The organism is Salinivibrio sp. YCSC6 (assembly GCF_004916735.1).
Classification (GTDB): Bacteria; Pseudomonadota; Gammaproteobacteria; order Enterobacterales; family Vibrionaceae; genus Salinivibrio; species Salinivibrio proteolyticus.
Genome location: NZ_CP039516.1, coordinates 2331875 through 2353333, shown reverse-complemented (window position 1 = coordinate 2353333; position 21459 = coordinate 2331875). Strand labels below are relative to the sequence as shown.

Here is a 21459-nt window from a genome sequence, read left to right as displayed (position 1 = left end):
GTGACCCTGTGCCCTTAACGCGTCTGCTAAGAAAAAGCGGCTAGAAGCGCTGTCATTAGGCTGATCTCATTCGCGAAGCCGCAGGAGGGCGCGCGATGTGCCGGTATCAGAACAGTGACCAAGATAACAAAAATTTTGCGAAGGGGTAAGAATTATCCGTTCTAGACCATAAAAAAAGCACCTTAAAAAAGGCGCTTTTAACTTATTGATTACACTAAACGCAAACGTTTGGTTTTTGCGGGAGATAATACGTTTCTCACCAACTATGCATGGTGGGTTATGCGTTTAGTCTGCAATTTTTTGCACGCCGTTTTCGGTGCCGGTCAAGACGACATCGGCACCACGGTTGGCGAATAAGCCGACAGTCACTACACCAGCGATACCGTTAATGGTATCTTCGAGCGCTTTTGGATCTTGGATTTTCATATTGTGCACATCCAAGATCACGTTGCCGTTATCGGTCACTACCCCTTGACGATAGCAAGGATCGCCCCCGAGTTTGACCAACTCGCGAGCCACATAAGAGCGTGCCATCGGGATCACTTCCACAGGAAGCGGAAACTCGCCAAGAACATCAACGTGTTTGGTGTCATCGATAATGCAGATGAATTTGTCTGCGATCGCCGCGACAATCTTTTCACGGGTGAGGGCGGCGCCTCCGCCTTTAATCATATGCTTGCGCGCGTTGATTTCATCTGCGCCATCCACGTATACATCAAGACTTGCGACGTCGTTCGCATCAAACACCTCAATGCCCAGTGCTTTCAAACGCTCGGTGGATGCTTCTGAACTGGAAACAGCGCCTTTAATTTGCGATTTAATCGGCTCAAGGGCATCGATGAAGTAGTTGACGGTCGAGCCTGTCCCTACGCCAACAATGCTGCCGGGTTTGACATATTCCACCGCCGCTTCGCCAGCTGCTCTTTTTTTATCGTCTTGGTTCATGATCACTCCTAATGGGGGTTTTGGCGGCGATTATAGCGAAGCGCGTCGACGCCGTCAGGATAGAGGTCGCGAATTCGTGGCTGACCAGTGCCAATGGTGACTGGGCGTTAATATGTGGGGAAGGGGCATGTCCCATTGCTCGGTGGGTAATTGGCCCCAATGCTGACAGTCATGAGCAAGGCCGACCGCCGTAGCACTTGGGTGTGTACAGAGCGCCAAGGTACGATCATAGTAGCCACCGCCCATGCCCAGCCGTTGACCGCGATCGTCAAAGGCAACCAAGGGTGTGGCAATCACCTCCAATTGGTGGGTGGGTAAGAGGTAGCGAATATCCAGTTTGGGCTCGGCGATCCCGTAGCGGTTCGACTGCATCGGGGTGGTCGGGGTGTAATGTAAAAACAGTAAGTGGCCCTGACTGAATGGATGGACAACAGGCAGATAGACAGACTTTCCGGCCTGCCAGCAGGCATTAATCAACGGCGCGGTATCAAGCTCACCATCAAACGATAAATATAAGGCAATATGCTGAGAGGCGATCACAGACGGCAAGGCCATAAAGCGTGTCATGACCGCGTGGGCGGCGTGCTCTTGCTGTTCAGCGCTCAGTTGCCGGCGGGCGTGTCGGACTTGTTGACGTATTTGCTGTCTGGGCTGCATAACTGTCCTTGATGCTAGCCTGTCTGGAAGAGGGCCCCGGGATGCCGTCGGGATCGAAGGCCCTTGAACCCGCTGGTTCAAGGCGGGCGGGCAGTACAAACCGTAGGCTTCTCGGTACGTGCCGAGCTTGCTCAGTAGCTTGTAACAACACACCCTTAGGTTTGCTTATCGGCTCAGGGACGTAGATCCGCTGACAAACACCCCAGGGAATTCGGGTTACTTACGCGGTCCTTGCGTGGCCATTGCTGTGTCCAACTTTGACACCATCAGGGCGCTCCGTTGCTTAACCTGATCTTGGACGTCGACCAATGATTGCTTAGCTTCATTTAGCTCGTGGCAAACATTCAAAGCAGCAATGGCAATTAACTGCTCTGTGTTGGTTACTTTAGTGCGCTCAGCCAGTTGTTGCAACCGTTGATCGAACTCACTTGCTGCTTCTTTAAGCGCTTGTTCTTGTCCTGGTGGACAATTGACCCGAACAAAGCGATCAAGGATCTTAATTTCAACCGGTTGTGTGCTCATAATGGTTGGCTGGCTCCTCGTGCGGCCTCTTATTCTTGGGCCAACGACACAGTAACAATGCCCGCTATTCTAGCAATTATTTTTAGTGATACACCACTTTGAAATACTTAAGCTGTGTATCTGCTGTCAATTTAGACATGGAAACGGGTGATGCATGCCCTGACAGGTTGGCAGATGAGAGCTAAGCCGCAGTTTATTATGGTCAGTTGCCAAGCCGAGTATGAATTGATCTTTGTCATGCCCGTTGCGTAGCGCGTCGATTTACACTGCCAGCCACGATGAAACGATTTTATCCGTGCCTTCGTATCGGAAGAGGTATCAAGGCGTGTTTGCGTGCTTTTGATACGGGAGCGATTCAGCCACGCGGTGTGAAATGGTAGACTGTGGGTTTTATAACATGCACGACCAAGGGCAAGATTGTGACTGATACCCGTTTACCTCTTTATGCGCAAGCCGCGACGACTTTATCGGCAGATAGCCTTGCCGTCACACCCGCCGAAATGCATGGCTTAATCGCCGGTATGTTAAGTGGGGGTATGGCGCTGGAAGATGGGGGCTGGCTCACCATGCTTTACGACTATACCAACCAAGGTATGGGATGGCCGACTGAGGCGAAAACCCTCGCCATGCAAAGCTATCACCAGCTGAAAACACAATTGACCGGGGACGACTTAGATCTCGATATCTATGTCCCTGACGACGAGCAGGTTGGCGTAGTCGCTCGAGCAGAAGCCCTTGTCGAATGGATCAATGCGTTTTTAGCAGGGGTAGGGCTGATCGGTAAACAAGGCCGTCAACTCTCCAATGACGTCACCGAGGCGCTGAGCGACCTTAAAGCCATTGCCCAGCTTGGCATTGACGAAGACGGTGATATGCAAGAACAAGCGGAGCTGCTTGAGCAAGTTTGCGAGCATGTTCGTGTGTGCTGCATGGTAGTGCATGCTGAATTGGGTGCGCGTCCGGATGCGGATGAGACTCCAAAGACACTCCATTAATCAATGAATCAACATCGCTGACATGCGATGACCCCATACAGTATGGGATTAGGGACAGGTGGGATGAAAGCCTACGATATAATCATTGCCGGTGGCGCGATGGCCGGTGCCACGGCCGCACTTGCGCTGGATACATTAAGTGGCGGTCAGCTGCGTATTGCCGTGGTTGAGGCGATGTTGCCCGATCATGCCAATCACCCTGGGTATGATGCACGCAGTATTGCCTTGGCACAGGGAAGCTGTGCTGCACTGGAATCGCTGGGATTATGGTCGGCGTTAGCGCCATTTGGCACCCCGATTCAGCATATCCATGTCTCGGACCGCGGCCATGCGGGGCAGACACAGATTGATGCGAATGCTCAAGGTGTTCCTTATTTGGGGCAAGTGATTGAGCTTGCGGATGCTGGCCGTGTCTTTCATCAGCAGCTCAGTCATCGCAGCGCCATTGATCTTTATTGTCCCGATTACGTCGAACATATCCATAGAGAGCAAGCGTCGGTAACCGTTGAGCTCAAGCAAGGAGAGACCTTGCAGGCAAAATTGCTGGTGGCTGCCGATGGCGGACGCTCGCCATGCTGTCAACAGCTGAAGATCGCGCGTCAGCAGCACGATTTCCATCAGGTGGCGATCATTGCCAACGTGAGTACCGCACTGCCGCATCAAGGGGTGGCATTTGAACGCTTTACTCGCACAGGGCCGGTGGCGCTACTGCCGATGTCGCAGGGGCGGTGCTCAGTGGTCTGGTGTGTGTCACCGGATGAGGTCGACCATTGGCTCTCGTGCGACGAGGCGACCTTCTTGGACGGTTTGCAGACTGCCTTTGGATGGCGCTTGGGTAAACTCCTTCATGTTGGCACTCGGCATGCCTATCCGCTGGTGCTTAATCAAGTGGTGAGTCCAGTCAGCCACCGTGTGGCTGTGGTCGGCAATGCGGCACAAAGCCTCCATCCGATCGCGGGGCAAGGGTTTAATCTCGGTCTACGAGATGTGATCACGCTAGCCGAGGTTCTGACGGCAGCGTCAGCACACGGCGAGGATCTGGGTGCCATGCCAGTCTTAACTCGCTACGCGCAACGTAGAGAAGCTGACCGAGAGACTACCATCGCCACCACATCCGGATTAGTGCACCTGTTCTCTAACCAAAATGCGATGTTATCGGCCACTCGTAATCTCGGACTGGGGTTGATGTCAGCTCTACCGAGTCTTAAACAACCTCTTATTCAACGCACCATAGGATGGGTAGCGCGCACATGAAGATGATCAATGCAGATATTGCCATCATTGGCGGCGGCATGGTGGGGCTCACCTTGGCGGCAGCGTTGGAGCACAGCGCTTTACGTGTGGTGGTTATTGAAGGGAAAACCCCTGAGCCCAGCTTGGATACCATCCCGGATAACCGTGTGTCAGCCCTAAGCCGCGCCAGTGAACGCATATTGCGCGGCGTGGGGGCTTGGTCGGGCATTGAATCTCGCCGCATGGCAAGTTATCAAGCCATGCACGTTTGGGAGCAAGATAGTTTTGCCGAGATAGCGTTTGAGGCACAAAGTCTGGGCCAGCGTGATCTGGGCCATATTGTTGAAAACCGTGTCATTCAGTTGGCGCTCCTCGATAAAATCAAACAGCAAAGTAATGTGACGCTGCTGATGCCTGAGCAGTGTCAATCGATGATGATGGGTGAACGAGAAACCTGGCTACAGCTTGCCTCTGGTGGCGGCGTGACCGCTAAATTGGTGGTGGGGGCAGATGGTGCGCGCTCTTGGGTGCGAGGCCAAGCCAGTTTACCTTTGGTGCAACGCGACTACGGGCATCACGCGGTTGTTGCGACGGTTCGCACTGAGGTTGCTCATCAGGGCGTTGCACGGCAAATTTTCACACCGGATGGCCCACTGGCTTTTTTACCGCTTAGTGATCCGCACCTTTGCTCGATTGTATGGTCGGTGTCGCCGTGCTTGGCGCAGCACTATATGGATATGGACGACGCGGCATTTAATCAGACCTTAACGGCACAATTTGATGTGACTTTGGGGCTTTGCGAAGCCGTGGGACCGCGCGCCAGTTATCCATTAACCATGCGTTATGCACAGCAATTTGCCGCTGACCGTGTGGCCTTGGTGGGGGATGCGGCGCACACCATTCATCCACTGGCCGGCCAAGGGGTGAATTTAGGGTTACTAGATGCCGCAGCGCTTGCCGAAACACTCATACACCTTGCTGAGCAAGAAAAAGACATTGGCCTGCATGCGTCACTGCGCAGTTATGAACGCTGGCGAAAAGCAGAAGCGGCGCAAATGATCGCCGCCATGCAAGGCTTTAGAAGTTTGTTTGACGGCGCTCATCCGATCAAAAAATTGATCCGTGGTGTCGGCATGCAGGCTGTGAATCATTTGCCGGGCGCTAAACTGCCATTTATTAAACGGGCGCTAGGGCTAAGTGGCGAGCTACCCAAGCTCGCCTGTGCAACATTTTCTGAATCGTCTAGCTGAGATTATTGGCGAATCGATATCTGTGTGCTAGTTGTTGTGTAGTTAATCAACCAAGTATTAGTGAACCACGAAGTTTGTTGAAACGACGATGTGTCACTGGGTGCAACAAGGAACAAAACTATGAGTGATATCCCATCAGAATTAAAATTTACTTCAACGCATGAGTGGGTGCGCCCAGAAGGCGATGGCTTGTTTACCATTGGTATCTCGGATCATGCGCAAGCCCTATTAGGGGATATGGTATTTATTGATTTGCCCGACGAGGGCGACAGTTTTGATGCGGGAGACGATTGTGCCGTGGCAGAGTCTGTCAAAGCCGCCTCTGATATTTATGCGCCTATTTCTGGGGAAGTGGTTGCGGTGAATGAAGAGCTGGACGGTTCTCCGGAATTGGTGAACAGCGACCCTTATGGTGATGGCTGGTTATTCCAAATTCGCGCCACCGATGAGTCTGAAATTGATGATCTCTTGGATGCGCAAAGCTACGAAGAAACCCTAGGGGAAGAAGACGACGACGAATAAGGTTGGCTGCCTTTGCGTCATCGTCAGGCCCTGCCTTTTGGCGGGGCCTGTTGATTTAAGCTCGTCCTGAACGTGAATCAGCGGCGTGTATTGACCGTGTGAGGCTGAGTCTCATCACGCATCGCTTGCTGATAGTTCTCTCGTATCACCGCATTAACTTCTTTGACGGTTTGATAGTGCGTGATGGTGGCGTCTTGAGGCGCTTTTAGCCAACCGTTTTCGAAATCGAAGCGTCCTCGTCCGGCAATATAAAGTCGACCTGAAAAAAGTCGCGCCACATGTTTTGCGACCAACCTTGGCACATAGCGATTAAAAACGCGCATAAACCCTTCTTGGATAATGAAATAAACCTTGAGTCCTGACCACTTTGCATGGCGGCTCTGACGTGGTAACCCTATTCTAGGTGGTAACCATAGTTGTGATATCGAGAAATAGCGACATACAACGGCGCAGATTGTGCAAAGGGTTTATGGCGAGGGGATGACAGCGTTAGTGTACATCCTCAGTTTGGGATCTTTACCACAAATCAGCGCAGTTAAATGCGGGTACGCAACTGGGTTTTCCTCTCAGTGCCGTTAATGGTGCATCGGTTAATGATTGCCCCAGCCACCCATGTGGGTAGCTCAAATGATGCGGTGGTTGAATGGCCTCTGGAGAAATTGGCGTGAATCCCACACGGCCATAAAACGCTGGGTCGCCATAGGTCATCACCAACTGATAGCCCTGCACTTTTAATGCGGTAAGACCATGCTGAATTAATGACTGCCCAAGCCCCTGTTTTTGATAGCTTGGGTGGACCGCCATCGGCGAAAGCAGTGCCGCGTCGGGCATGGTTGGATAGCTTAACCGAGAAAAAAAGACTGCCCCAGCCAGCACTGAGTTATCGATCGCGACAAACCCAAGCCATTCACCCTCTGGTGTGGTGTCGTGCAGCTGATGAATCAGTTGGCCAATCAATTTCCCCTCATCCGGCCCTTCGCTGTGAGTAAATGTCTCGCGGACCAGTTCAGCAACGTCATTGATGTTCACATCGGTTAAAGGTAAAAACGGCATCGCTTACTCCTTTCCATCGTAGCTTGGGTCGGCTTTTAGGGCATCGACTCGGGTTAAAACGGTTTCGGTGATGTGGGCAATGAGCCACTGGGTACGTGGGTGGGCACTGATTTGCTGTCGCCATGCCAGATGGATATCAAACCCAGGCACATCAATGGGAGGTGTACTCAGAGCAAGGGTGTCGGTATCATCGAAATTATCGATACGTGCCATCAGTTCCGGGACAGTGCAAAGTAATTGGCGCTGTTTTAGCAATTGCCTCACGGTGAGAAATCGCTGCGATCCCATCACCACGTGACGGTGATAGCCTAACTTGGTCAAGGTTTGGTCGATAGGGCTCGTTAACTGACCTTGGGTGGAAACCAGCGCGTGTGGCGTTGCGACAAAATCGGCCAAACTAATGGGGGCTTGCAGCCCTGTGCTTTTGGGGTCAAACAGACAGACGTGCTGTTCGTGATACAAGAGCTGACTGGCCATGTTTTCCATCCCCTCTGGAAGCACACCAATCACGACATCGACCTCATCGTCATCAAGTGCCTGCTGACAACGTTTCTTGTCGACAGGGCGAAGGCTCAATTGGGCGTGAGGCAGGTGAGTCGTAAAGCTATCAAATAAGGCGGGGGCAAAAATCAGCTCCGCATAGTCCGTGAGCCCGATGCGCACTTGTCCATCATAGTGTTGGGGATCAAAGTAAGGTGGCACCAACACCTCGCTGGCGAGCGTATCGAGTAATGCCTGAATCTTAGGCGCGATATCTATCGCGCGGGCAGTGGGCACCATTTGATGGCCGCGGCGCTCAAATAAGGGGTCATCAAGCATCACACGCAAACGCGACAGGCTATGGCTCATGGCCGATTGCCCTAAGGCCAAACGTTCAGCTGCGCGGGTGACGCTGCGCGTTTCCATTAAGGTGATAAAGGTTACGAGTAGGTTGAGGTCGTATTTACGCCACTGTTTTTGCGCCATCCTTAGCTTTGACTCCTAGCTTAGCTTTGACTCCTAGGGGGTATCGTCACGACAAATGGCGGCGCGTAGCGGCTGGCACAGTGTCACTAGATCCGCCACTTTCACCCACAGCCCAGCGTGCGGATCACCACTGCTGATCGTGACACTATCGTGGTCGAAAATACGCTCTTCAAACACAATTGGCAGTGGCCGAGGTAACCCTAAGGGCGCGACCGTGCCAAGCGTATATCCTGTCATTGCGCGTACCTTATCTGCGTCAGCCAGTGTCATTCGCCGACACGCTAACTGCTCGCGCACACGCCGTGGATCGACCTGACGGTCGCCGGGAACACAGGCTAATGCGTACTGGTTACCCATATCACGTAAAAGCAGCGTTTTTAGCATACGCGCCGGTAAGATCCCGCGCGCTGCCGCTGTGTCAGTGATGGATTGGGTAGCTTGCGATTGCCACAGCACCTCATAAGCCACCCCTGCCATATCCAGCGTGGCAGTGACGGCGGTGTGCAGTGGCATAGAGGCAGGAGAAGCGACCAAGGGTTATTTTTCCTCTTCGAGTGAATACGGGAGTGCGACGCGCTGCCAAATGGCATCGGGCGCATCCGCGAATCGAAAGGCGGTGTCGTCGTCCAAGTTATTGGGTAAAACCACTAAGGCGGCTGCATGACCATCTGAGTAGGTAGCGCCAGCAATGACGGTGCCGCCTGCTCGCCAATTATCCCCTACCGCACGCTCCACTTTATCTCCCGGCTTAGGGGCCTTATCGGCCTGTCCTACCAATTTATACATGGCGCGTTTATTGATGCCACGGTATTTCGCGCGTGCGACCGTTTCCTGACCGGTATAACAGCCTTTGGTAAAGCTGATCGCATCCAGTACCTGCAGATTGAGGGATTGCGGAATAAACTCGCTTTTTGTGGCATCTTCAATACGCGGCAAGGCAGCATCGACGTCGCATTGCTCCCATAGCGTGTTGTCAACCAATAAGGCACTTTCCTGATAGGCTGCAACCAGTTGATCCGCCGCAGAAGGACTGATGGCAAGCAACCAGCGGGTTGGCTCGATCCTCACCGCTGTGCCGTGCTCGCTGTGACGCACGTCACCTTGAGCGCCGAAATGTTTCTCGATCACTTGTTCCGCCTGTTGGCCGACGACGCCGAGCAATACATCTTCACTAGGCTGAAAGTCGATTTTCGAGAAGATGGCGTATTTTTTTATCTCGGTGAGTTGCGTTTGTGCAATCGACATTGGCTGCACCATGGCCAGACCGTCGCCGTGATGGAAAAGCCGTAATACCGACCATACTTTGCCTTTGGGATCGCAATGAGCCGCGAGGGTCGATTGATGTTTGTCGAGTTGGCTCAGATCGCAGGTCAATTGGCCTTGCAGATAGCTTTGAGTGTCGTCGCCGCTCACTTGCGTCAATGACCAGTTATCTAATGCGACCAAGGCCAAATCAGGCAGTGGGCTATTTGCATTGCGCTCGGCTGGGGTAAAGGCGACTGTTTGATACCATTCGCTCATAGAAATCACGCTCGCAGTTGAGAAAAACACAGAGTATGACACGTATACTAATCGTGCGTTGTCAGCTTGTCAGCCTTTGTATTGTAAGGGTATTGATGGCAAGCGACGTAGAATTGATAAACATCAGGGGATAGCTCTCATCTTCATCGCCGAGTTGAGAGGAAAAGTAGTCGCCCTCCGTTGGCGCTGATACTATGCATCCACTGACATCAGTGATTGAGGTAAACATGGTAAATACCGACGATAAACCGCGGATCCGTTGGGCATGCCGCCGTGGCATGTTAGAGCTTGATGTAATCATTATGCCTTTCTTTGAAGCTTGCTATGACACCTTGAGTGACAGTGACAAGCAAGACTTCATCGCATTTTTGGAAAGCGATGACCCTGATTTGTTTGCGTGGCTGATGGGGCATGGTAAACCTGACGATCCTAAGATGAAATCTATCGTTGACAAGATCGTTGCCCATAACCGAAGCAAGCTTCGTACATAGTCAGCTCCGCTGTCCTCGCTATGTCGCTATTAGCCTGATCCTGTTCGGCGTGATAGCGGCATGGCTGATCACTTTTCACCTTGCCCTTCCTTTGAGTGCCCGCGCCCTTGCGATTATTTACCTAATCCGCGATGGTCGAAGGTTCTACCACCAGTTACTGGCTAGCCAAGGCACCTTATCCATTGATCGCCATTTTTATGTTCAGATGAATACCCAACCGAAAGGGAAAATGTCCTGTGTCTGGGCGACGCCTTGGTTGGTTGTCCTCGAAAATGCACAAGGGGAGTCGCGGATCTTTTTGTGGCGACGCGGGATGCCAGACTATCACTTTCGTCTAATTTATCGTCACTGCTGTACGGCCGTTAGGGATAGTTTGTGACATTATTGTGACGAGGTGTTTACGTCGCTTTACTTTTGCTCAACTTGGCCGATAGTAAAAGGTGCACACAATGTGTAGGGCTATTGAAACTCTGAGTTTGGTTGTAGGGTGACTATGAATATAAAGCAAAAACTATTGCTGCTAACCGCGATGTCGGTGGTAGCCCTGTTGGCCGTGGCGGGTGTGGCATGGAAAGCGGAGAGCAAGCTTGGCAACATGCACCGTCAGTTAACTACAGTGTCTGACCTTGAAGTGATTCTGCTTAATTTGCGACGTAATGAAAAAGACTTTCTTGCCCGCATGGATCCCAAATATCTCTCCCGATTTGATAATAATGTTGATGCCTTCAATAGCCTGCTCGGTGAATTGCGCACGGAAAGCCAAGCGCTTGGCCTCGATACGCAAATCATTGGTCAAGTGTCGACAGCGATGCAAGGCTACGCGCAGGGGTTTCGTGACCTTGGCGCGGGCTATCAACGTCTCGGCCTAGAGGCTGGACAAGGTTTGCGTGGTGATATGCAACAAGCCAGTGAGAAGCTGGTTGCGGCGACCAAAAACGATATTGTGCTGGAAAGCAGCGCCCGACTGTTGGTGGCGGAGGCGAAGCTGTTCGTTAATAGCAGCAATATAAGTCACATCGAGCAATATCAACGGCAAATGAACGAGCTGACTGCCTACCTAAAAGGCGATTTGTTAGCGTTATTCCAAGCGCACCACACGACGGTAAAGGCGGTGGTAACGCAAAAAGAGCAACTGGGATTGGCGCATGACCAAGGCCTGCTGGGCAATATCCGTGGCAAGACCCACCAAGTTGAAGAGATGTTTGAAACCCTAAGTGAGTCATACCAAAGTGCTATTACCAAGGCACAAAGAGAAACCATGGTACTGACTGCGTCGATTGTTATTCTCTTGGCGCTGATAATGACGGTGGTCTCTTTGTGGATGAATCGAGGGATTCAACGCCGCATTTATAGCTTTAGTGAGAAAATGAGCCAGATCACGCAACAAAAAGATTTGACGTTGCGGGCCGATGAGGCGGGTCGTGATGAAATTGCGGCGATGGCCAAAGATGTTAATCAGATGCTGGCTGGCATCCAAACCATGGTGACGGATGTGCGCTCTGCGGTGCAAGCGCTGCATCAAAGTGCCGAGCAAGTCGAATCGCGTAGTCATCAAACCAGCTCTGCACTGACCACCCAGTTAGATGAAACTACCCACGCAGCAACCGCGATGAACGAGATGGAAAGCACCATTCGTGATATTGCCAGTAATACCGATCAAGCCGCCGAAAACGCCCGTACTAGTTTGGGACGCGCGCAAAATGGCCAGCAAGTGGTGGATGATACCCGCACCATGATCATGACTTTGTCAGAAACGCTCAGCAATACCAGCAACGAAGTGTTGGAGCTGAGTAAACTGTCCGAGACAATTGGGTCGGTGCTTGATGTCATCAAAGACATTTCCGAGCAAACGAACTTGCTGGCCCTGAACGCGGCGATTGAAGCGGCTCGAGCCGGTGAACAAGGGCGTGGTTTTGCGGTGGTTGCCGATGAGGTACGTCAGCTGGCGACCCGTACGCGAGAATCGACCGATGAAATCGCCGGTATTATTGGTTCGTTGCAGGACCAAACCCAGTCGGTCGCGGAGCGTATGGAGCAAAGCCGCGAAGATGGGCAAACGTCGGTGTCTAAAGTAGAGGCGGCTTCCCAAGAGTTGGCGCAAATCATGGCTGATATGCAACATATCATGGACATGAGCACCCAGATCGCGACCGCCATTGAAGAGCAAAGTTCGGTTGCCAAAGAAGTGAACCAAAACGTGCATACCATTCAGGATATTGCTCAAACCAGTACCGATCGCGCCCAGCAAAACCGTGATGCAGCCCATCAGGTGGCGGAAGAGGCGGCGAACCTAGAGCGCGCAGTGAGCCAGTTTAAAAGCTGAGCACAATGCAGTAGATTGAGTGCTGTTTCGTTCAATGAGAAAAGGCCAGCGTTTGCTGTAATGCATGTGAATTAAGCTGAGTTACGTCTTTTAGAAGGCCTAGTCGCATAGCGATTGGGCCTTTTCTTCACTGCTCTTGGATATGTCCTCTCTCGCCTCTCTGGAAGTACAAAGCTCTCTGCCATGTCGAGGATATATCGGAGCACTTCTGGGTATCTTCCAGGTGCGACAGCCGGGAGCATCTGCAACTGACTCACTAAAAATATTGATGCCTGCTTAAAGCCTATTTGGTATGGCATTACCGTGTTCAATGAATACGCCATCTGGCACATCATAAAACGCAGTAGGTTGTAGGCGAGCAACATCCCCCAAAGCTCCTGTTTAACTAACGCCGGTGTTTTACTTCTTAGCGTAAGGCTATTTTGAAGCATGTACTGCTTCATCTCTCGATAGCCTAATTCGATTTCCCAACGATGACTGTAGAGCTCTGTAATATCGGCCCCTATATACCGCTTGGGGTCGGTCATTGACGTCAGCAGTTTGACCTCTTTCCCTTTGACCTTGGTGGTAATGAGTCTCGCCTCCAGTGTATCTGGCGCATCAGCCCATTTCTTTTTCGCTTGAGCAGTTAGCGAGAGTTCAATTAGCTCCTGACCACGCCCCAGTTTTCTCAATGTCTTATATTGCGCCCCTTTTCGTAACGGAATTAGCCAGTGCCTCTCCTTACCTTGGCTTTGCCAACGATGGAGAAGCCCTAAGGCATAAAAGCCTTTGTCAAACAGGGTGAGGCTATTATCTGGGGCTTTATCGATAAGCTGAGCGGTCAGGTCAACCTCACTGACGGAGACGGAGTCAAAGGCAGCACTGTTAAGCAGATGGCTCGTTAATTCCATATGGCAGACCATGCGAACTTGAGGATAGTCTGACGTCGTTGTTTTATTACCGGTTCGGCTAAAAGCCTTATCGTTGTCGGCCGTATCTGGTGTTCGCCAAACTACGCCATCAACAGCATGTAAAGTGAGTCCGTACCAGTCAGGATGTGGGGTCTTCTCATGCCACAATTGCTGAGTTTGGTTGAACACCGCTTCGACTGGCTTGTGCCCCAACTTCTTACGGGCATGGATAACCGCACTCGGCGCAACAAAGGGTTTCTTGCCCGGTAGCAATATATCTAGCTGAGAGACCACCTTACTCATCGATAGATGCCGATAAAGTGACATTCCCACAACGCTCCATACCATCAATTCCATGGGGAGCCTACGCTTACGAATCGTCGCGACGCCTGTGTCCTCAAGACATTGGTGAATGAGTTCAGGGCAAAGGAGATCGGATAGACCATTGAGTTGGTCAGCAGAGAATTGATGTATTCGGTCGAGGGCTTGTCTTAAGAACATAAAAAATCCGAGTGTGCAGAAACACTCGGATTTTGACACCCTCTCAGGATCGTTCAACCGATCATTTTTTGCTTAACTGATCGGCATTACAGCGTTTGCTGGCCTTTATTATTATCGTCACATGGTTAGCAAGGTTGATCGGGCACCAAAATGGTTGGCCCAGAGTCGGGTAATTGCTCTGGATAATCAATGGTGTAGTGCAGCCCTCGGCTCTCCTTACGCTGCATGGCACATCGCACCATCAGTTCCGCCACTTGTAACAAGTTGCGCAGCTCTAGCAAGTTATTCGACACGCGGAAATTGGCGTAGTACTCGTGAGTTTCTTGCTTGAGCAGTTCAATACGACGCAGTGCGCGCTCCAGACGCTTGGTGGAGCGAACAATCCCCATATAATCCCACATGAACAAACGCAGCTCGTGCCAGTTGTGCTGGATAACCACTTCTTCATCGGAGCAAATTACTTGGCTCTCATCCCAAGCAGGTAGCGGTGCAAGCGGCTCAACATGATCTTGGTGCGCTTTGATATGTTCAGCGGCAGACCACGCGTAGACCACACACTCCAGAAGCGAATTAGACGCCATCCGGTTGGCGCCGTGCAAGCCGGTATAGCTCACTTCGCCGATTGCATAGAGGCCCGGTAAATCGGTATTGCCGTTTTGGTCAACAATCACACCGCCACAGGTATAGTGAGCGGCCGGTACAATCGGAATCGCGTCCTTGGTGAGATCAAACCCATAGGTCTGCAGCTTCTCGTAAATGGTCGGGAAGTGCTTGGTGATAAAGTCAGGATCTTTATGACTGATATCTAAGTACATGCAATCAGCCCCGAGGCGCTTCATCTCATAGTCAATGGCGCGCGCCACCACATCACGTGGGGCTAGCTCGCCACGCGCATCAAACTCTGACATGAATCGTGTCCCGTCTGGGCGTTTGAGATGGGCGCCTTCACCTCGTAATGCTTCGGTAAGCAAAAAGTTACGGGCATCAGGGTGATACAAACAGGTTGGGTGGAATTGATTAAATTCCAAATTAGCGACCCGACAGCCCGCACGCCAAGCCATAGCGATGCCATCACCAGATGACACATCTGGGTTCGAGGTATACTGATACACCTTGGATGCACCACCGGTTGCCAGCACTACAAAATTGGTCCGTACCGTGTCGACCACTTCGCGGTCGCGGTTCCAGACATAGGCACCTAACACATGATTGGGACCACCAAGGCCGATTTTTTTACGCGTAATAATGTCGAGCGCATTGTGGCGTTCGAGCAAGGTAATATTGGGGTGGTTGCGTACATTATCTTGCAGTGAGGTTTGCACGGCCATGCCGGTGGCATCCGCGGCATGAAGAATGCGGCGGTGACTATGTCCACCTTCGCGGGTGAGGTGATATTTCGGCGTGTCACTCTCTGTATCTTCTTGATCGAAAGGCACGCCGCCATCGATCAGCCATTGTACGCAATCTTTCGCATTTCGAGCGATAAAGTCGACAACTTGCGTATCACAAATGCCAGCGCCTGCAATTTGTGTGTCTTCAACGTGTGACTCGACAGAGTCCTGCTCATCAAAAACCGCGGCAATACCACCTTGCGCGTATAAGGTGGCTCCTTCGCTTAATGGGCCTTTGCTAAGCACAATCACTTTATGTGTGGGCGCCAAACGTAGCGCCAATGATAGGCCGGCGGCACCGCTGCCGATAACCAGCACATCACATTGATGTTCCTGAGTTGTGGTCGTCATGATCCCTGGTCCTCTTTCTACGCGGCCCATGTTACACCAATTTGTCACGCCTGCGCGCACTTGGATCAAATCACAGTGAACGGAGGGGGAAAGTTTGCAACCATGCTATCCTTCGGGCGACAATATAGGCGGGCTAGGTTGTCATAATTTAGCCATCCCGTCACAGTAATGTGATGACACCCAAAATAAAACCAATATGGTGAGGAACTTTTCCCCAGCCACTTCGTCGTAGTATGTGCGAATGCTCGCAAGAGGGTTTAACCGCGTTCTGACAACGTCGGGCACAGAATTTCGATAATCGGGCGGAAAGAACAACCAAGGAGTAAACGCTCGAATGAGCGAGCAGCTAACCGATCAGGTTCTAATAGAACGTGTACAGAATGGTGACAAGCAAGCATTCAACCTGTTAGTCGTCAAATATCAAAATAAGGTGTGCAACCTTATTGCCCGCTACGTGGGAACACACAGTGGCGATATTCCGGACATCGCACAAGAGGCGTTCATTAAAGCCTATCGTGCCTTACCGGGGTTTCGTGGTGAGAGTGCGTTTTATACTTGGCTGTATCGCATTGCGGTGAACACAGCAAAGAACCATTTGGTGGCGCAAGGGCGTCGTCCACCCGGCAGTGATATAGACGCAGAAGACGCAGAGAATTTTGAAAGCGGCGGCTCACTAAAAGAAATTTCGAACCCTGAGAACTTGATGTTGTCAGAGGAACTGAAGCAGGTAGTTTTTTCGACGATCGAATCACTGCCTGATGACTTAAAAACCGCAATTACGTTGCGTGAGCTCGATGGACTCAGCTACGAAGAAATTGCACAGGTAATGGATTGTCCAGTCGGTACGGTACGGTCTCGTATTTTCCGCGCTCGAGAAGCGGTGGAGAAGCGCATCCGACCACTGATGAAACGGTAACGTGTTTTGCTGGCTGCATGACGGTGACATGAATGACGGATAGAGAACAAATTTCAGCGTTGTTAGATGGTGAGGTCGTGGATAACGCAGTGATCCACCAACTCGAGCACGATAATGACGCGCTGCAAACATGGGAAAGTTTCGGGACCCTCCGTGACGTAATGCGAGGCGAAACCCCAAGTGCCGCACAGTGGGACATTGCTGGGGCGGTGGCGTCTGCGTTAGACAAGGAGCCAGCGCATACCCCTGTTCATCATCACGACAGTGATGTGGTACCTATGCATGAAGCGCAGCCGACGCCAGAAAAAGCCCGTCGTCACTTGCCCAACTGGCTTCAACAAGTCACGCAAGTGGGGATGGCCGCCTGTGTGTCATTGGCCGTGATTGTCGGTGTGCAGCAGTATAACCAGCCGGAGAGCACATCACCGGTAGCGAGTACCGCCACGCAGCCACCGGTACTAGAAACCATTCCTTTTTCGGGTGCCGCAGAACCGGTGAGCCTGAGCCGAGACGATTTTCGCTCAACGCCCACTGAAGCGCAGTTGATGGAGCAACGTCGCCGGATTAATGCGATGTTGAAAGACTACGAATTGCAGCTTCGTTTGAATAAAGATAGGCTGTCTGAGAATCAGACACTGGCACCGTCGATGAGCAGTACAAATCAATGAAAAAAACTCTGATCGGTGCGCTTGCGCTGGTCGGTTTGATGTCTGCGCAAGCCTCGGCCGAACCTTCTGCCGAGGCTTTGTTACATCAAATGGACGTCGCAAGCGACACATTAGACTATGAAGTGTCCTACATCATGGTCGGCAAAAATAGTTTAGAGCCGATGCGCTTTCGTCATGCGCGCGTGGGTGAGCATGCATTCGGGCACTTAATGTACCTCAGCGGACCGCCGCGCGAAGTGATCCGTCGCGGCGATGAAGTGAGCTACTTTGAGCCGGGGTATGACCCCTTTACCATCGCCAGCGATCATATCGTTGCGCCACTTCCTACCTTGATTCAAACCGATATTGATGTCCTTGCACGTCAGTATGACTTTGTCTCAATGGGTGAATCTCGTGAAGCGGGTATGGCTTGCCAAGTGGTGCGAATCACCCCAAAAGATGGTGAGCGTTACTCGTATCTGTTGTGGATTGATGAAGAGAGCAAGCTTCCGGTCCGCGCGGATTTATTGGACCGAGATGGTGACCCGCTGGAGCAATATCGCGCATTGTCGCTCGTGGTCACGCCGCGCATTAGCGAAGCAATGCAGCAACTGGCAGAACTCACGCTCCCACCTGTACTCAAACTGCCTGCCACTAACCACTCATCATTAGATTGGCAAGTCACCCAATTGCCGGATGGTTTTGAGCCTGTGTACAGCAATCGCCATCGCTTAATGATGACCAAGCGTGCGGTTGAGAGCCAAATGTTTAGCGACGGCCTGTTCAGTTTTTCGGTTTATTTGGCCAAAGCGGACGATGTCTCGGTACGCGAGCAAATTGTTCGTCAGGGGCGCCGGACGTTGCACAGTGTGATTAGCGGAAACGCAGAGATTACCGTGGTGGGTGATATTCCGCCTGAAACCGCTAAACGTGTCGCTAATTCGGTGCGTATCACCGATAATGGAGAGAAAGCATCGCAACAGGTTGAACAATGATTAAAGCGCTTGCGGAAGTGACTGGATATCAAGATGGCTGGCTGGCACTGGCGTGTCAGCAACAAACCAGCTGTGGCAGTTGCCAATCACAAAGTCAGTGTGGCACCGGTATCGTGTCTAAAGCGTTGCCCGGTAAGGTCAATCATGTCAAAGTGCGTGCCCCCAAAGCATTACCGGTCGGGACCTTGGTTGAAATTGGTCTCGCGGAAGCCACCTTGGTGCGTTCCGCGTTGATTGTGTATCTGGTGCCGCTGGTGATGTTGATGGTAGGCGCACTGCTTGGTCAGTTTGTGTTTACCGAGCTTGCCAGTGGCGGCGAGGCTGGTGTGATTGCCACCAGTGTTGGTTTTGGCACACTCGGTGTACTGATTGCGCGCTATTTGGCGGCACGGGTAGGCACGCCTGAGCAACAGCAGCCCCAGTTATTACGCGTGATGGGAGAGCCAGTTTCCGAGCTCGCGGTGATAAATGCAGCACGTCAGGATAGCGACTAGCCACTATTTTCGGTAGAATCCGCCCCACCTGATCCTAGGATCCCATTCTTATAGATAACGAGTAAGTCACACTAACACATGAAGCATATTCGTAACTTTTCGATCATCGCCCACATTGACCACGGTAAGTCGACCCTTTCCGATCGACTCATTCAAGTATGTGGGGGCCTTACTGACCGGGAAATGGCTTCTCAGGTCCTCGACTCTATGGACTTAGAGCGCGAGCGCGGTATCACCATCAAAGCACAGAGTGTGACACTGAACTATAAAGCCAAAGACGGCAATGAGTATCAGCTTAACTTCATCGATACGCCAGGACACGTCGACTTCTCTTATGAGGTGTCACGCTCACTGAAAGCGTGTGAAGGTGCTTTGCTGGTGGTAGATGCTGGACAGGGCGTGGAAGCTCAGACCCTAGCAAACTGCTACACCGCGATTGAAATGGACTTGGAAGTCGTGCCTGTTCTGAACAAAATCGACCTCCCGGCTGCCGACCCTGATCGCGTCGCGCAAGAAATTGAAGACATCGTGGGTATTGAAGCCATTGATGCTACCCGCTGTTCGGCGAAAACCGGCGTGGGCGTGGATGATGTACTGGAAGATATTGTACGTCTTATCCCGCCACCAGAAGGCGATCCGAATGCTCCCACGCAAGCCCTGATCATTGACTCTTGGTTTGATAACTACCTAGGGGTGGTGTCATTGGTGCGTATCCGTGAAGGTGAGCTCAAAAAAGGCGATAAAGTCAAAATCATGAGCACCGGCCAAGAGTGGAACATTGATAGCATCGGCATTTTCACGCCGAAACGCAAAGAGCTCCAAGGGCTGAAAACGGGTGAAGTGGGCTGGGTGATCTGTGGCATTAAAGACATTCTTGGCGCGCCAGTGGGTGACACCATTACCCATGCAAAAAATGGCTGTGAAAAGCGCATTGAAGGTTTCCAAAAGGTCAAGCCACAGGTGTATGCCGGTTTGTTCCCGATCTCCTCGGATGATTATGAAAACTTCCGCGATGCGCTAGGTAAACTGAGCTTAAACGACGCCTCACTGTTTTATGAGCCAGAAAGCTCAGCGGCATTGGGCTTTGGTTTCCGCTGTGGTTTCCTTGGCATGCTCCATATGGAAATCATCCAAGAGCGTCTTGAGCGTGAATACAACCTCGACCTGATTACCACCGCCCCGACGGTTGTGTACGAAGTGACACAAAACGACGGAGAAGTGGTGTACGTGGATAGCCCTGCGAAGCTGCCGCCGATCAACGATATCGACACCATCGGTGAGCCGATTGCCCGTTGTAACATCTTGGTGCCAAGTGAGTTTGTCGGTAACGTCATCTCCTTATGTGTGGAGAAGCGCGGCATGCAAGTAGATATGGTGTATCACGGCAACCAAGTGGCGCTAACCTACGATATCCCAATGGCTGAAGTGGTCTTGGACTTCTTCGACCGGATTAAATCGACGTCCCGCGGTTACGCCTCTTTGGATTACAACTTCCAGCGCTATGAAGTATCAGACATGGTGCGGGTAGATATTCTTCTTAACGGCGACCGTGTTGATGCCTTGGCGATTATTACTCACCGTGATAATGCCCAGCCTCGAGGCCGTGATTTGGTTGAGAAGATGAAAGAGTTCATCCCACGTCAGCAATTTGATATTGCGATTCAGGCGGCGATTGGTAACCACATCATTGCACGCTCAACCGTGAAGCAGTTACGTAAAAACGTTACAGCTAAATGTTATGGCGGTGACGTGAGTCGTAAGAAAAAACTACTGCAAAAACAAAAAGAAGGTAAGAAGCGCATGAAGCAGATCGGTAACGTCGAACTGCCGCAAGAAGCCTTTTTGGCCATTTTGCACGTGGGCAAAGACAAATAATAACGGATTAAAGTATGGCCAATACATTTTCTTTGATACTGGTGCTGGTGACTGTGGTCACCGGCATAATTTGGGTATTAGACAAGTACCGTTGGGCGCCGCAACGCCGCCAAGCGGCCGCAAAAACCCTTAATGTGTCTGACAGCGATGTCGATAGCGAACAAGTCGCCAAGGTGGCGCCTCAGCCCAGCTGGATTGAGAACGCGGTATCGATTTTCCCGGTCATTGCCGTGGTATTGGTCTTGCGATCCTTTATTTATGAGCCTTTTCAAATTCCATCAGGATCCATGATGCCAACCTTGCTGGTTGGCGATTTTATTTTGGTGGAAAAGTTTGCCTATGGGCTGCGTGATCCTGCGTTTCATACCGAGCTGGTTGAAACCGGCAAACCGGAACGCGGTGATATCGTGGTCTTTAAGTATCCACCACAACCGAATATCGATTACATCAAGCGAACGATCGGATTGCCCGGCGATACCATTGTCTATACCAAAGAAAAACGACTGTGTATCCAGCCTAAAGGGCAATCACAATGCGAACCTGTGCCCATTGATAATATTGAGCCGAGCGAGTTTTCCCAAGGCGGTGTGAATTTGATTCAGGCGCAAGAAACTTTGGGCGCGCAAGCACACCAGATCCTCGTGAACCCATCCCGCAATGACCGCGTGGCTGCGTATCAGCCTCGTCCGGGCGTCAACCGCTGGGTGGTGCCAGAAGGCCACTACTTCATGATGGGGGATAACCGAGATAACAGTGCCGATAGCCGTTTCTGGGGATTTGTCCCTGAACGCAACTTGGTCGGTAAGGCGGTAGCTATATGGGTAAGCTTTGAGTTCGAACGCGACAGTGATAGCTGGCTACCATCTTGGGTGCCGACAGGCGTTCGCTTTAACCGTATTGGTGGTATTAATTAATTCT

General features: G+C 51.6%; 23 protein-coding genes and 1 other RNA gene. 13 read left to right on the top strand and 11 right to left on the bottom strand.

The annotated features are described in order from the left end of the window. Nucleotides 1–285: 285 nt before the first annotated feature. From rpiA to zapA, 4 genes are all read right to left on the bottom strand, one after another. Nucleotides 286–945, bottom strand: a complete 660-nt coding sequence (gene rpiA / locus E8E00_RS10885; RefSeq protein ID WP_069589765.1) for a ribose-5-phosphate isomerase RpiA — start codon at nucleotides 943–945, stop codon at nucleotides 286–288. A gap of 54 nt (nucleotides 946–999) precedes the next feature. Beyond that, complete coding sequence (locus E8E00_RS10880) at nucleotides 1000–1602, bottom strand: 5-formyltetrahydrofolate cyclo-ligase (RefSeq protein ID WP_096630958.1); 603 nt, start codon at nucleotides 1600–1602, stop codon at nucleotides 1000–1002. Between the two features lie 29 nt (nucleotides 1603–1631). Beyond that, nucleotides 1632–1814: non-coding RNA, 6S RNA (ssrS, locus tag E8E00_RS10875), on the bottom strand. 4 nt (nucleotides 1815–1818) lie between these two features. Next, nucleotides 1819–2124: a cell division protein ZapA gene (zapA, locus tag E8E00_RS10870; RefSeq protein ID WP_096630961.1), complete on the bottom strand. Its 306-nt coding sequence runs from the start codon at nucleotides 2122–2124 to the stop codon at nucleotides 1819–1821. Nucleotides 2125–2543: 419 nt separating this feature from the next. On the opposite strand from zapA, the gene E8E00_RS10865 reads away from it, so the two are divergent. The 4 genes from E8E00_RS10865 to gcvH all read left to right on the top strand — a co-directional run bounded on the left by E8E00_RS10865 (nucleotide 2544) and on the right by gcvH (nucleotide 6124). Then, nucleotides 2544–3119, top strand: coding sequence for a UPF0149 family protein (locus E8E00_RS10865; protein WP_069589761.1), 576 nt, complete (start codon nucleotides 2544–2546; stop codon nucleotides 3117–3119). A 63-nt stretch (nucleotides 3120–3182) separates the two neighbouring features. Next, on the top strand, nucleotides 3183–4373 hold the full coding sequence (gene ubiH, locus E8E00_RS10860) for a 2-octaprenyl-6-methoxyphenyl hydroxylase (protein WP_096630964.1): 1191 nt from the start codon (nucleotides 3183–3185) through the stop codon (nucleotides 4371–4373). Beyond that, nucleotides 4370–5602, top strand: coding sequence for an FAD-dependent 2-octaprenylphenol hydroxylase (locus tag E8E00_RS10855; RefSeq protein ID WP_096630967.1), 1233 nt, complete (start codon nucleotides 4370–4372; stop codon nucleotides 5600–5602). The genes ubiH and E8E00_RS10855 overlap by 4 nt, the downstream gene beginning before the upstream one ends. Before the next feature lie 120 nt (nucleotides 5603–5722). Next, nucleotides 5723–6124: a glycine cleavage system protein GcvH gene (gcvH, locus tag E8E00_RS10850; RefSeq protein ID WP_069589757.1), complete on the top strand. Its 402-nt coding sequence runs from the start codon at nucleotides 5723–5725 to the stop codon at nucleotides 6122–6124. Between the two features lie 77 nt (nucleotides 6125–6201). Here gcvH and E8E00_RS10845 read toward each other — a convergent pair whose 3' ends face one another. From E8E00_RS10845 to ygfZ, 5 genes are all read right to left on the bottom strand, one after another. Then, on the bottom strand, nucleotides 6202–6447 hold the full coding sequence (locus tag E8E00_RS10845; RefSeq protein ID WP_096630970.1) for a DUF1107 domain-containing protein: 246 nt from the start codon (nucleotides 6445–6447) through the stop codon (nucleotides 6202–6204). Between the two features lie 193 nt (nucleotides 6448–6640). Beyond that, nucleotides 6641–7177, bottom strand: coding sequence for a GNAT family N-acetyltransferase (locus E8E00_RS10840; RefSeq protein ID WP_096630972.1), 537 nt, complete (start codon nucleotides 7175–7177; stop codon nucleotides 6641–6643). Nucleotides 7178–7180: 3 nt separating this feature from the next. After that, nucleotides 7181–8143 (bottom strand): LysR family transcriptional regulator, encoded by a 963-nt coding sequence (locus E8E00_RS10835; protein WP_096630974.1) that lies wholly within the window; start codon nucleotides 8141–8143, stop codon nucleotides 7181–7183. Between the two features lie 33 nt (nucleotides 8144–8176). Continuing rightward, a complete protein-coding gene (locus tag E8E00_RS10830; protein ID WP_069589749.1) occupies nucleotides 8177–8656 on the bottom strand; it encodes an aminoacyl-tRNA deacylase in 480 nt (159 codons plus the stop codon). A gap of 24 nt (nucleotides 8657–8680) precedes the next feature. Then, nucleotides 8681–9664 (bottom strand): tRNA-modifying protein YgfZ, encoded by a 984-nt coding sequence (gene ygfZ / locus E8E00_RS10825; protein ID WP_096630976.1) that lies wholly within the window; start codon nucleotides 9662–9664, stop codon nucleotides 8681–8683. 227 nt (nucleotides 9665–9891) lie between these two features. Here ygfZ and E8E00_RS10820 point away from each other — a divergent pair, with 227 nt between their 5' ends. From E8E00_RS10820 to E8E00_RS10810, 3 genes are all read left to right on the top strand, one after another. Then, complete coding sequence (locus E8E00_RS10820; protein ID WP_069589792.1) at nucleotides 9892–10155, top strand: succinate dehydrogenase assembly factor 2; 264 nt, start codon at nucleotides 9892–9894, stop codon at nucleotides 10153–10155. Next, complete coding sequence (locus E8E00_RS10815; RefSeq protein ID WP_136588384.1) at nucleotides 10124–10534, top strand: hypothetical protein; 411 nt, start codon at nucleotides 10124–10126, stop codon at nucleotides 10532–10534. Before E8E00_RS10820 ends, E8E00_RS10815 begins: the two co-directional genes overlap by 32 nt. 114 nt (nucleotides 10535–10648) lie before the next feature. Beyond that, nucleotides 10649–12478, top strand: coding sequence for a methyl-accepting chemotaxis protein (locus tag E8E00_RS10810; protein ID WP_096630978.1), 1830 nt, complete (start codon nucleotides 10649–10651; stop codon nucleotides 12476–12478). Nucleotides 12479–12549: 71 nt separating this feature from the next. On the opposite strand, the gene E8E00_RS10805 is transcribed toward E8E00_RS10810, so the two are convergent. Together E8E00_RS10805 and nadB are read right to left on the bottom strand one after the other, a co-directional pair. Then, nucleotides 12550–13872: an IS4 family transposase gene (locus E8E00_RS10805; RefSeq protein ID WP_096629381.1), complete on the bottom strand. Its 1323-nt coding sequence runs from the start codon at nucleotides 13870–13872 to the stop codon at nucleotides 12550–12552. Between the two features lie 125 nt (nucleotides 13873–13997). Then, on the bottom strand, nucleotides 13998–15614 hold the full coding sequence (gene nadB / locus E8E00_RS10800) for an L-aspartate oxidase (RefSeq protein WP_069591283.1): 1617 nt from the start codon (nucleotides 15612–15614) through the stop codon (nucleotides 13998–14000). A 334-nt stretch (nucleotides 15615–15948) separates the two neighbouring features. On the opposite strand from nadB, the gene rpoE reads away from it, so the two are divergent. The 6 genes from rpoE to lepB all read left to right on the top strand — a co-directional run bounded on the left by rpoE (nucleotide 15949) and on the right by lepB (nucleotide 21455). Continuing rightward, nucleotides 15949–16530 carry an RNA polymerase sigma factor RpoE gene (gene rpoE, locus E8E00_RS10795; protein WP_069591286.1) on the top strand — a complete coding sequence of 194 codons (582 nt, stop codon included), beginning with the start codon at nucleotides 15949–15951 and terminating at the stop codon, nucleotides 16528–16530. A 32-nt stretch (nucleotides 16531–16562) separates the two neighbouring features. Further along, nucleotides 16563–17198, top strand: a complete 636-nt coding sequence (locus E8E00_RS10790; protein WP_077639520.1) for an RseA family anti-sigma factor — start codon at nucleotides 16563–16565, stop codon at nucleotides 17196–17198. Continuing rightward, a complete protein-coding gene (gene rseB, locus E8E00_RS10785; protein WP_069591293.1) occupies nucleotides 17195–18172 on the top strand; it encodes a sigma-E factor regulatory protein RseB in 978 nt (325 codons plus the stop codon). Before E8E00_RS10790 ends, rseB begins: the two co-directional genes overlap by 4 nt. Further along, entirely contained in the window at nucleotides 18169–18666 is a 498-nt protein-coding gene (locus tag E8E00_RS10780) for a SoxR reducing system RseC family protein (RefSeq protein WP_069591296.1), read from the top strand. The genes rseB and E8E00_RS10780 overlap by 4 nt, the downstream gene beginning before the upstream one ends. A gap of 78 nt (nucleotides 18667–18744) precedes the next feature. After that, a complete protein-coding gene (gene lepA, locus E8E00_RS10775) occupies nucleotides 18745–20541 on the top strand; it encodes a translation elongation factor 4 (RefSeq protein WP_069591298.1) in 1797 nt (598 codons plus the stop codon). Nucleotides 20542–20555: 14 nt separating this feature from the next. Continuing rightward, nucleotides 20556–21455 carry a signal peptidase I gene (gene lepB, locus E8E00_RS10770; RefSeq protein WP_077455272.1) on the top strand — a complete coding sequence of 300 codons (900 nt, stop codon included), beginning with the start codon at nucleotides 20556–20558 and terminating at the stop codon, nucleotides 21453–21455. Nucleotides 21456–21459 lie beyond the last annotated feature (4 nt).